The sequence below is a fragment of the Exiguobacterium sp. s128 genome (genome assembly GCF_018618815.1).
Lineage (GTDB): Bacteria > Bacillota > Bacilli > Exiguobacteriales > Exiguobacteriaceae > Exiguobacterium_A > Exiguobacterium_A antarcticum.
Map to the genome: position 1 here is coordinate 16,442 of NZ_JACSMT010000035.1, position 11,487 is coordinate 27,928.

Genomic DNA, 11,487 nt, shown 5'->3' on the forward strand with positions numbered 1-11,487 from the left:
CTTGTTTGATGACCATTCAGAGTTGCAGACTTTTCTTCCGTCCTCTACTATGTAAATAAGCACATATAAAATAAAGGAGGGATACCCGTTGAATTTTTTAACAAGATTTAGTTTGAAGAACTCAGTTGCCGTGTTTATTATTGCCATTCTTTTAATTTTAGGCGGCGTGTACTCGTTTACCCAGCTCAAAGTAGATCAATTTCCTGAGATTGAATTCCCCCAAATTTCAGTAGAAGCTGTTTATCCAGGCGCTTCACCGGATGATGTCGACAAACAAGTCGTCTCTAAACTTGAAACTGCCCTAAAAGGAATCGAGGGCTCAACGAAGATTACGAGCTCCGCTTATGAAAGTATCGGGATCATCAACATCGAATTCCCATTCGATACCGACATGGATAAGGTCGAACAACAAATTGATGCGGCCATCCAAGATGCAAATCTTCCGGAAGAGGCAACTACGAAATTGAATCGTTTTTCGTTTGGTTCATTCCCGATCTATAACATTTCTTTCTTCAGCAAAGATGGAAAAGAGATTGATTCACTCTTAAAAGATGAAATCGAACCGGAACTCAACAAAATTCCGGGAATCAACAGTGTTTCAGTTGGTGGCTACAAGGATGACCTTGTCCAAATCACCGTCGATAATGATAAAGCAACTGCTGCTGGTTTATCGTTATCAAGCATCAAAGAACAAATCAATGCAAAGTATGTGTCGTTCCCGTCTGGCCAGCTCGCAGAAGGCGATTCAAAAATCCCGATTCGGGTCGAAGAAAAACTCGAGAACTTAGATAAACTAAAAAATCTCCAGTTGACTTCAACCGTCACATCGAGTCCAGCTACAGGTTCTCAATCTGGACCGCCTACAGGCGGTGCTCCGGAAACTGCTCCTGGCGCACCACCAGCAGAAGCTGAACAGCCGGCAGAACCAATTCGTCTCGGTGATATCGCAGAAATCGAAGCGGTTTCCGAACAAAGCGAAAAAACACGCTACAACTTAAAAGATTCATTATCGATGGCCATCACGAAAAAACAAGATGCCAATACCGTCGAAATTGCAGATGGTGTCACAAAAATCTTGAATAAGTACGATGACCAGATTGATTATACGATTGGAATCGACTCTGCTAAAGACATTGAGGAATCTGTCGCCACCCTTGTAAAAGAAGGATTACTCGGTGCCTTGTTTGCCTCTCTGGCCGTCCTTCTGTTCTTACGTAATATTCGGGCGACGATCATTGCCATCGTCTCGATTCCGCTGTCCCTTTTAATCGCAGCGATCTTCTTGAACTGGCAGGACATCTCGTTAAATATCATGACTCTTGGTGGTATGGCGGTCGCGGTCGGTCGTGTCGTCGATGATAGTATCGTCGTCATTGAAAACATCTTCCGCCGTGTCCGCAAGTCAGACGCCGGTATGACGAACGAGATCATCGAACAGTCAACAAAAGAAATCCTAAAAGCGATCACGTCTTCTACACTGACGACCGTCGTCGTCTTTTTACCAATCGGGTTTGTTGGTGGGATTACAGGTAAGTTCTTCTTACCGTTCGCCTTGACGATTATCTTCTCGTTACTTGCTTCGCTTCTCGTCGCCATTACCATCGTGCCGATCTTAGCGAAATTCGCCTTCAAAAAGGTACCTGCTGAAGAAAAAGAAGGTGTCTTACAACGTTGGTATGGAAAACTGATTGAAAAATCACTATCGCATAAAGCGATCATCCTGGTCGTTTCCTTCTTATTGCTTGGTGGTTCCCTTGCGATCGTACCGCAACTCGGCTTTACGTTCATTCCCAACGAAGCCTCTAAAACATTGACGGCTTCGCTCGAACTTCCTGCTGCGACTTCGCTTGAGAAAACAGGTGCTGTTTCGCTCAACATGGAAAAAATGTTTGATGAGGAAACTGCGATTGCCGATGTGACAACCTCGGTTGGCGCACGTGATTTCACGACAGGCTTACGTCTGGATAACAAAGCGAGTTATTTCTTGAATCTAAAAGACGGCGCTGATGTCGAAAAGACGATTAAATCTCTTGAAACACAGATGGAAGATATCGCGAAAGAAGACGATGTGGATGTCAAAATCAGTATCGCTGAACTTTCGACCGGTGGTCCACCATCAAACAATAATGTGGATGTTGATTTATTCTCAACGGATCTCGAAGCTCTGCAACAAGCAGCGAAACTCGTCGAAGACAACATGAACAAAAACAACGATTTAAAATATGTCACAAATAACTTCAGCGAAAAACAGAAACAGTTCCTCGTTGAAATTGATTCTGAAAAAGCAAGTGATCGTGGTTTATCCGGCTTCCAAATCCTCGGTACAGTGAATGACCAGACTAAACCGGTCACAGTCGGCACGCTGAACCTCGATGACAAGGATCAAGATGTCCAATTATCCTACAAAGAAGATTTGACATCTAAAGCAGATCTTGAGAATGTCCAATTGTTCTCCGCTACTGGTCCTGTCGCCTTGAACGATGTCGCGACAGTCAATGAAGTCGATACGTTTACGTCGGTTCAAAAATTAGACGGAAAAGTGTACGCCCGTGTATCCGGACAAGTAAAAGGTGATGACGTTCAAGCCATTTCGAGTGACGTCAAAGCAGACGTCGAAAAAATCGACTTGCCTGACGGCGTTTCTCTAACGAGTGGTGGCGGAAATGATGATACGATCGAAATCTTCCAGTCACTCGGAATCGCGATCGTCGTTGCCATCGGACTGGTCTACTTGACGATGTTGATCACGTTCGGAAAAGCACGGATTCCGTTCATCATCTTGTCGTCCTTGATCTTCGTTCCAATCGGTTCACTCGTCACGCTGTTCTTAGCAAATGAACCATTATCCGTCAGTGTCATGATCGGGTTCTTGATGCTCATCGGAATCGTAACAACCAATGCGATTGTACTCGTTGACCGGATTGGTCAAAACGTCACGCGTGGTCTACCAATTCGTGAGTCCTTGATCGAAGCTGGTAAGACACGACTTCGTCCAATCTTGATGACAGCATTCGCAACCATCATGGCTCTTGTTCCGCTTGCACTCACGACATCATCCGGAACATTGATTTCAAAAGGTCTTGCCTTGACGGTTATCGGTGGATTAACGACCTCTACTCTCTTGACGTTAATCATCGTTCCTGTCGTCTACGAACTATTCTTCTTCAAAAAGGTGAAAAAAGAACGTCAGTCCTAACAAAAAATCCTTCTCTCATGTCGAACGAGAGAAGGATTTTTGTCTGGATTATTTTTCAAGTAATTCATCTGTCCGATCGATGGTTCCATTATGTTTGGCGACAAGACCGTCGAGAACAGAAGGTTCAAACTCTTCCCCGATCGCAATGATTCCCGTTTTTCCCGGTGGAATGACACCAAGCGTCCGCTTAAACGTTTCCTGGATGGCTTGATTCTCTTTTAACTCTTTTGAGCCACCAATCAGCATCCCTGTCATCGACCCTAACAAGATGCCGAATGGCCCTCCGAGAATCCCGACGGCCATACCGATCAAGGAACCTTTAAACGCTTTATTGGAACCACTTAAGTCAATCGCATCTTCAAACGAAAAGGCCCCGTTCTCACTTCGTTTAATGACGGCGATTTGTTCAAAATCAACTTGACCATTCGCATGATACTTCTTGAGTTCGCTGAACACTTGGTACGATGTCGCTTCTTCATCAAATGTAAAGGTAATGATATGATGCTTTTCGTCTTTTTTAGCCACAGCTTCCACCTCTTTCAAGAAGACAGACCGCAACCGCTGCACGATGAATGACACACCAATTGTTTACCATTTGATGACGGAAATGAAACCTCCTAAGGGAGCATCGGTTTTCCCGGCGCCAATTGATAGTATTCTTCCATCGTCAAGCCACTTGCTTTTAACCGTGTCGCAAGCGTCGCACCGACGTAACGGAAATGCCAGCTTTCGTACGTGTAACCGGTCCAAGCTTCTTTGCCGAGCGGGTACCGGAGATGGAAACCATAACGATGCGCATTGACTGCCAACCATTTTGCTTCTTTTGTACTCGAAAAGCTAAACTTGGCATATTTCGAAGCATCTGCTCCTCCGATATCAAACCCGAGACCCGTCTGATGTTCACTTTCACCTGGTTGCGCACTGTACGTGCTCGCCTTTTCAAAACCATCCCGTGCAACATATTTTTCAAACAGTGCTTTTTGGTACGCATAGGAACGATATGTACTGAACGCAACAATCGTTATCTTTTCTTTTTTGGCAGCGAGCCTCATTTTTTCAAACGCAGCCCGTGCGACGGTACTTTCACCAGGTGCGTATGACGAACGGAGTGGATGATTCGGATTAACAATCAATGTCTTTCCAATCCGCTTTCCTCCGATTTGTTGATCGGTTAACAAATATTTTGTACTCGCATACCCTGTCTTTGTCCCATAACGGACTTTTGACCAAGTTCCGAGTCTGCTTAATTCGTTAATATAGACACCTGTCGGAATTACAGTGGTGATCGCTTTTTCTGTCGATGCACCGGTTCGAAGGTTAAGTGGTGTTTTTGCTTGACGGTAGGTCGAAGCTTCTGCCGCTACTGAAAAATTGACGGTCAGCGTAGCGACTGCCAATATAGCCAATAACGGTTTTTTGATGTTTTTCATACGTCTCATAACTCCTTTTTTCCAAAACAGGGTAATTAATCTTTGATTTTAGAATAGCATTCATTTTAAGACACAACCATTTTTTGTCCATCGTGTAACAAAAATGATTTAATTCCCTATTTTCATCAAATGAATCTGTTCTAGATGATTGAATCTTGTTTTGTTCGGGTAAATATTGTCTGTATGCGTTTTCTTTAAATAATGATTGTATTCAGTCAGGGGCGAATCTACATGACCATTTTGGATGATGCCTTCATCGCCGTGTCTCTTCTTTGGTTACTCGAATTATTTTTGTTTCGAAACCGTGAGAAGGAACCATCTCCACTCGAAGAACGACGAAGTTTTTATCTCATTTTAGCTACTTTGATCGTTACCATTCTGTTATCCGTTCTCTTTAGCAGTTCAGAAGCACTTCTCTTCCAAAAGCAACTTGGTCTTTTCTTATTAAGCGGCGGCGTCCTCTTACGTTACTGGGGCATTTATCATCTAAAACATCAGTTTACACGCCATGTCGCCGTCAATCCTGGAGATCAACTTGTCAGTACGGGTCCCTATCGTGTCTTGCGCCATCCACTCTACACAGGTCTATTGTTCATCACAGTCGGTTTCCCTCTCTATTTCGGAAATCTAATTTTAACGGTATTCGCCGGAATCATCATGTTTTTCGCCTTACTTCATCGAATTCGAATCGAGGAACAACTTTTAACAGCAGGATTTGGTTCGGTTTATACGGAGTGGGCCAGTGCTAGAAAACGATTGATTCCGTTTATCTACTAAGACATAAGGAGATGTGATTTTTTTGAAGAAACAAGCAGTTGTCATTGGAGCAGGGTTAGCAGGTATGTCAGCAGCAATTCGTCTCGCAGGAGATGGTTATGAGGTCACGATGCTTGAACAAAACGGGAATGTCGGCGGCAAATTGAACCAACGTAGTGGTCATGGATTTACATTTGATACGGGTCCTTCCATCCTGACGATGCCTTGGGTACTCGAACAACTCTTCACGAGCGTTCACCGCCGTCTCGATGACTATCTAGAAATCGAACGCATTGAACCACAATGGCGGACGTTTTTCGAAGATGGGACACAACTTGACGTAAAAGGTGACCTTCCAGGGATGTTGGAAGAATTCAAGAAAGTCTCCGCTCAAGCAGACTTCGTCGAATTGTTCAGTTATTCGAAAAAAATGTACGACCTTTGTTTAGATAGCTTCTATAAGTACAGTCTCGAAGACTTAAAAGACTTAAAAAAATATCATACGATGTCTGAATTACTTAAGATGGATCCACTCAATACGGTAGCCAGCGGAACTAAAAAACACCTGAATAATAAATACCTCGAACAGCTGTTCAATTATATGGTCATGTATGTCGGATCCAATCCATATGAAGCCCCTGCCGTCTTCAACCAAATGATTTATGTTCAGATGGGTCTCGGTATTTATTACGTAAAAGGTGGTATGTACAATATCGCCCGCGCCATGAAGACGGTTCTTGATGAACTTCGTGTGACGGTCCATGTCAATACACCCGTTGCCCGAGTCGTCACGGAAGGTAAACGTGCGATTGGTGTAGAAACGACAGAGGGTGTCTTTTATCCCGCGGACGTCGTCGTCTCGAACCTTGAAGTCATTCCGACGTACCAAAACCTCGTTGCAGACAAAAAAGGACCAAAACACGCTAAAAAACTAAATCAGTCGTTTGTTCCATCTGTCTCGGGACTTGTTTTGTTACTTGGGGTCAATCGAGAATACAAGGACTTGAAACATCATAACTTCTTCTTCTCTGATGATCCCGAACGTGAATTTGCTCAGATGTTCAAAGACGGTGTCCCACCAGAGGATCCAACGATTTATGTGGGTGTCTCATCCAAATCGGATCCTTCTCAAGCACCTGAAGGAAAGGATAATCTATTTGTCTTGACTCACGTGCCGCCACTGACGAAACAAGATGGGCAAACCGACTGGGACGCGTATCGTGAAGTCGTACTGGATAAATTGGAACGAATGGGGTTAACCGATTTACGTGAATCGATCGAATTTGAGTATCGTTTCACACCAGAAGATTTGAAAGCACTTTATGGTCCAAACGGTGGATCGATTTATGGAGTAGCGGCTGACCGCAAAAAGAACGGTGGCTTCAAGATTCCATCGAAGAGTGATCTTTACGAAGGTCTTTACTTTGTCGGCGGTTCAACGCACCCAGGCGGCGGTGTCCCGATGGTCACATTGTCCGGACAACTGACAGCTGATTTAATCCAAAAACACGAAAATCCAGTAAAAGCATAATCAAAAACAGGAGACTGTCCCTTCACGGAAGGGGTGGTCTCCTGTTTTTTAGTAGGAACGCTGCGCGATTTCTTTAATCTGATGACATTCTCCGTTTTTGAACACCATACGATAAACCGCTGGCATCTTTAACGTTTTCCAGAAGTCATAATCGTATGCCGGATCAAAAAACTGCATCAACAACACCATGATGTTCCCGTGTGTGCCGATCACGACAGTTTCATTTTCATGTTTCGTCAAGATTTGCCGAATTCCTTGAACGATACGTTGTTTCGCCTCTTCATTGGATTCACCGCCGTATGGGTTTTCGGTTGGGTGTTCCCAGACGAACTGGACGGCATGTCGAAAATCGTCAAGTCTTCCTGGCGCCAAGACGCGTTCTCGGAAATCAGCTGCTTCATGAACCGTCAACTCACGTTGTTCCGCTAATGGTTGAACGGTCTCAATCGCCCGTTGGTATGGACTCGCATAGATGTCGTCTATTTTGATTTCCCGAAATAGCGAAAGCAACTGTTTCGCATCAACCATTCCCCGTTCAGATAACGGGCGTGTTTCTTCCTCTGCCGAATACGTCGAATGGGCGTGGCGGACTAGATAAATTGTTGTCATACGGGACTCCTTCTCAAACCTCTGTCGTCCGCTCGATCAACCGGTATCCGACTCCGCGAACCGTCTCTAAATAACAGTCAATCGGAAAACCGAAGCGGCGCAATTTTTCACGAAGATGCCGAATGTGGGAATCGATCGTCCGCGGCTCAATCAATTGTTTCTCTCCCCAAAGCGACATGACGAGTTGTTCTCTTGATAAGATCCTGTTTTTCGAAGCTAACAGTTTCCCTAAAAGCTGAAATTCCGTTTTCGTCAGCAATTTTTTTTCTGATCAAAGGTACATTGATACGAAGCAGGATCGTAGTACAGTCCTTGAAATGTTTCACTTTCATTTTTGACTCGACCAATCAATAATTCGATCCGTGCCAGTAATTCTCCTTCATGAATCGGTTTTGCGACATAGTCATCCGCCCCTACTTCATGCCCCCGTAAAATATCGTCCTTTTGATTTCGTGCCGTCAACATGATGATCGGAAAATCAGCTGACTGCCGTATTTTTTGACACAATATCCATCCGTCCATTTCAGGCATCATGACATCGAGTAATGCCAAGTCGATTGGTACTGTTCGGACAAGTTCAAGTGCTTTTTCCGCAGAATCGACCAGGTGACACGTATGCCCGTGAGGTGTTAGATACAACTTCATCAACTGCAGCATCCGCTGTTCATCGTCGACGATTAATATACGTCCCATCTCTTCATCCCTTCCATTGCACCGTCACAATCGTCCCAGCATTCGGTTCACTTTTTATATCGAGTAACGCATCATGCGCTTGAACGATCGCCGTCGCAATCGTTAATCCGAGACCAGATCCTCCGTGACTTCTTGAACGTGATGGCTCACTCCGATACAATCGTTTTTTCACATGCGGTAATGCCTCTTCAGCAATCCCGATTCCTGTGTCCCTGATCGTAAAATAAGGTCCGATATCATTTGTTCCGTACCGTACTTCAATTTCACCAGTTTCTGTGTACTTCCGTGCATTGTCCAACAGATTCAAAATGACTTGCCCGAGTCGAATTTCGTCTCCAGTCACCAGCACAGGATGACCGGAAACAACAAACTGAAGTCCTTTTTCTTCGATGGCAGGTCTTGTTTTTTCAGCAATCGATAAGATGACCTGATCAAGAGCAAGAGGCAACCGTTTTACTACAAATTCGTTTTCATCTGACCGAGCCAGGAACATCAACTGTTCAATCAATTGGCTCAGATGGTCACTTTCTTCTTTGATAATCGACAGGTACATGGTCTTTTCGGATTCCGGTAAATTCGGACGACTTAATATATCGGCATATCCTTTTACGTACGTCAGTGGTGTTCGCAGTTCATGCGAAATATGGGCCAAAAATTCTGTTCGTTCTCGATTTACATAATCCAGATCGTTTGCTAACTGTGTGATCGATCTTGCCAATGCACCGAGTTCATCGGAACGATTGATCGGCAAATCCACTTCGAGATGTCCGTCTCTCAATTTTGCAGTCGCCCGTTCCATTTTAATGAGTGGTCTTGAAATCAGTCGTGTACATATGGCTACGGTGACCAGTGATAAGAAGACTGCGATGACACCAACTTGAATAAACTGTTGTCTTAATGGTTTGACGACTTGTTGAATCAAAGCTTCCGGTGCAAACATAAACACATGTCCCTGATGAACACCCGAGATTTCAATCGGACTATCCGTCATCAAAAAATCCCCTTGTTCCGTTGGTGTTTGGAGGACCATGTCTTTACGTTGATTCTTCATTTCAGTATGCGTCAATTCTTTTCTCATTTCTTCTGTTAAACGATTCGAAGCGTTCAAGATGGTTCCTTTTTCGTCGGTAATGACGACGATAAATTCAGAAGCAGATTCCATCAGGCTGACGTGTTCGATTGTTTCTTTGTTAAATGATTCTTCCAAGACGTCACGATGCGTGTTTCCACGGTTCAGCAAGCCCAATATCACTTCATCCGTGCGTTGATTCACGAGATTCAAATATAACGTACTAAACAGAACACTTCCGATGAGAAGTATCGCCGTTAAAACGAGTAAGCCGATGTAATGAGAAATGTGTTTCATGTCACCCCTCCTTGTCTTTCTAGGATATAAGTTTAAAGATTTTTTAATCGAACTTGTACATCAGACACGCTGAATCTAAATCGTCACGCTCTCTGCACAAAGCATGGGTATAATACTAACGTAATCAAATCAGTTTAGGGGGGAAAGCAGATGAAAAAAACAACTACTTGTCACAACCGTTGCACTCACTACCGTTTTAGGTCTGGGTGCTTGCGGAACGGATTCAAAGTCTAGTTCCCATGACATGCATGACGATATGAATGCTTCGCATGATGGAATGATGCATTCGAGTGATGGAAAATTCCGAACGGGCTCAAACAAGCAAAGGACCCGAAGTTTAAGGATAACGCTAAAGTCATCCTCTCTTCCGATCACATGCAAGGGATGGACGGTGCTGACGCAACGATTGATCGTACTGAACAAACGACAGTATACAGGGTCGATTTCAAGCCAACAACAGGCGGAAAAACCGTCAAACACCATAAATGGGTCACAGAGGACGACCTGCAGGCAGATAACTAAAAAAGCCCGCTCATCATAGGATGAACGGGCTTTTGGTATGATTCTGACTGGGCTCGAACCAGCGACCTCTACCCTGTCAAGGTAGCGCTCTCCCAGCTGAGCTACAGAATCATGATGCAGTACGTGATGTACTTGCTAGGACATGTATTAATATAGCAAGAAACTAACAATCTGACAAGTACTTTTCTAAAAAAATATGAAAAAGAACTAGAAATGGGACTGAAGCACACCACGCATCAAGAAATACAGGCTTTTTTCAGTCCCGTCTCCTGTTATAAGATCGTTGTTACCTGATCAACCGGTAATCGGAGTGTCGGACGTTTTTTCGCATTTTCGACTGCCTTTCCAACTGCAATCAACATGACAGGCACATACCGCTCATCTGTAATGAACGTTTCTGTAAAGGTTTGATGGTTGAACCCACCCATTGCGAGCGTCGATAACCCCTTCGCTTCCGCAACCAACATCAGTTGCATCGCAGCCAGGCTCGCATTCGACATCGCTGCATCACGGGCATAGACTTCGCTTTGATAAGCTCCCTCTACTTGTCCTTTAATGGAATCAAACAAGTCTTCTGTCATTCCGCCCGCCTCGACTGCCGGTCCGTATACGGGATTGTAGTTCCGGTTTGCCTGCAGATCCCCGAGAACTGCAATGACGACTGAAGAGGAACTGACGGCAGGTTGATTATAAGCAATCGGAGCCAGTTGTTGTTTTGCTTCTTCTGAATGGAACGCCAAGAAATGCCAATGCTGTAAGTTCCAGGCACTTGGTGCAGCTGTCGTTAATTCGATAAGTTCCTGTACTTCCTGTTCGGATAGTTTAAAGGTCTCGTCGTAATGACGAACCGAACGACGTTCTGTTAAAAGTGCTAATGTTTCAGGTAATGTCTGATTCATGATGATCCCCCTCTAAGTTTATCTGTTTACTTTGTTATCGTATCATCCTGTGTGTCGACTGTCATACGACAAGACTTATCTAAAATTCATCTGTTATAAAACAAAGGTTGACTAAATCAAACTGTACTAGTACAATAAAATAAATTAAGTGTTATTTGCGGACACATTTACTAACACGAGGAGGAAAACATGATGGAACAACCCCTTTACCAAGAAACGTCGCCCGAATTTTATCGCCAGCTTCCGGTCAAAACCTGCTCACATTGCGGAAAAGAAATGGATGAACAGTGCGAATCGTATAAAACAGAGTGTGACGAGTGTGCTGTTACAGAACACTGATCACTGAGTGACATGCAAAAAGAAGTCTCCGTTAGCGGATTGACTTCTTTTTTTGTCTGACGAATTGTAATATTAAGTGCAACACCTGACGGAAAACACAAAAAGCCCATAACGGCCTCGTGTAGAATGGAGTTACCACACCACAT

12 protein-coding genes and 1 tRNA gene are annotated in these 11,487 nt (G+C 44.1%); 5 read left to right on the forward strand and 8 right to left on the reverse strand.

The window, feature by feature from the left end; all coding sequences use genetic code 11:
• Window positions 1–88 precede the first annotated feature (88 nt).
• The gene (locus KNQ13_RS12140; protein WP_014969526.1) at window positions 89–3,196 is read left to right on the forward strand and encodes an efflux RND transporter permease subunit; all 3,108 of its coding nucleotides are present in this window, start codon (window positions 89–91) and stop codon (window positions 3,194–3,196) included.
• Between the two features lie 48 nt (window positions 3,197–3,244).
• Here KNQ13_RS12140 and KNQ13_RS12145 read toward each other — a convergent pair whose 3' ends face one another.
• The gene (locus KNQ13_RS12145) at window positions 3,245–3,721 is read right to left on the reverse strand and encodes a hypothetical protein (RefSeq protein ID WP_026830877.1); all 477 of its coding nucleotides are present in this window, start codon (window positions 3,719–3,721) and stop codon (window positions 3,245–3,247) included.
• Window positions 3,722–3,813: 92 nt separating this feature from the next.
• The gene (locus tag KNQ13_RS12150) at window positions 3,814–4,626 is read right to left on the reverse strand and encodes a D-alanyl-D-alanine carboxypeptidase family protein (RefSeq protein WP_034774489.1); all 813 of its coding nucleotides are present in this window, start codon (window positions 4,624–4,626) and stop codon (window positions 3,814–3,816) included.
• A 231-nt stretch (window positions 4,627–4,857) separates the two neighbouring features.
• On the opposite strand from KNQ13_RS12150, the gene KNQ13_RS12155 reads away from it, so the two are divergent.
• Both KNQ13_RS12155 and KNQ13_RS12160 read left to right on the forward strand, forming a co-directional pair.
• Window positions 4,858–5,403 carry a methyltransferase family protein gene (locus KNQ13_RS12155; RefSeq protein ID WP_014969523.1) on the forward strand — a complete coding sequence of 182 codons (546 nt, stop codon included), beginning with the start codon at window positions 4,858–4,860 and terminating at the stop codon, window positions 5,401–5,403.
• A 22-nt stretch (window positions 5,404–5,425) separates the two neighbouring features.
• Window positions 5,426–6,913, forward strand: coding sequence for a phytoene desaturase family protein (locus KNQ13_RS12160; protein WP_026830876.1), 1,488 nt, complete (start codon window positions 5,426–5,428; stop codon window positions 6,911–6,913).
• Between the two features lie 48 nt (window positions 6,914–6,961).
• On the opposite strand, the gene KNQ13_RS12165 is transcribed toward KNQ13_RS12160, so the two are convergent.
• The 4 genes from KNQ13_RS12165 to KNQ13_RS12175 are packed head-to-tail and all read right to left on the reverse strand — an operon-like array spanning window position 6,962 to window position 9,581.
• Complete coding sequence (locus KNQ13_RS12165; protein WP_034774487.1) at window positions 6,962–7,522, reverse strand: histidine phosphatase family protein; 561 nt, start codon at window positions 7,520–7,522, stop codon at window positions 6,962–6,964.
• A gap of 13 nt (window positions 7,523–7,535) precedes the next feature.
• Entirely contained in the window at window positions 7,536–7,781 is a 246-nt protein-coding gene (locus KNQ13_RS16235) for a winged helix-turn-helix domain-containing protein (protein ID WP_312846198.1), read from the reverse strand.
• A complete protein-coding gene (locus KNQ13_RS16240) occupies window positions 7,775–8,215 on the reverse strand; it encodes a response regulator transcription factor (protein ID WP_312846199.1) in 441 nt (146 codons plus the stop codon). Before KNQ13_RS16240 ends, KNQ13_RS16235 begins: the two co-directional genes overlap by 7 nt.
• Window positions 8,216–8,219: 4 nt before the next feature.
• Complete coding sequence (locus tag KNQ13_RS12175) at window positions 8,220–9,581, reverse strand: sensor histidine kinase (protein WP_209548411.1); 1,362 nt, start codon at window positions 9,579–9,581, stop codon at window positions 8,220–8,222.
• A gap of 384 nt (window positions 9,582–9,965) precedes the next feature.
• Here KNQ13_RS12175 and KNQ13_RS12180 point away from each other — a divergent pair, with 384 nt between their 5' ends.
• Window positions 9,966–10,103: a DUF1541 domain-containing protein gene (locus KNQ13_RS12180; RefSeq protein WP_251027450.1), complete on the forward strand. Its 138-nt coding sequence runs from the start codon at window positions 9,966–9,968 to the stop codon at window positions 10,101–10,103.
• A gap of 38 nt (window positions 10,104–10,141) precedes the next feature.
• On the opposite strand, the gene KNQ13_RS12185 is transcribed toward KNQ13_RS12180, so the two are convergent.
• Window positions 10,142–10,214, reverse strand: a tRNA-Val gene (locus KNQ13_RS12185).
• Between the two features lie 161 nt (window positions 10,215–10,375).
• Window positions 10,376–11,002 carry a nitroreductase family protein gene (locus tag KNQ13_RS12190; RefSeq protein ID WP_026830874.1) on the reverse strand — a complete coding sequence of 209 codons (627 nt, stop codon included), beginning with the start codon at window positions 11,000–11,002 and terminating at the stop codon, window positions 10,376–10,378.
• 192 nt (window positions 11,003–11,194) lie between these two features.
• Here KNQ13_RS12190 and yhfH point away from each other — a divergent pair, with 192 nt between their 5' ends.
• Window positions 11,195–11,341, forward strand: coding sequence for a protein YhfH (gene yhfH, locus KNQ13_RS12195; protein ID WP_251135546.1), 147 nt, complete (start codon window positions 11,195–11,197; stop codon window positions 11,339–11,341).
• Window positions 11,342–11,487: the final 146 nt, after the last annotated feature.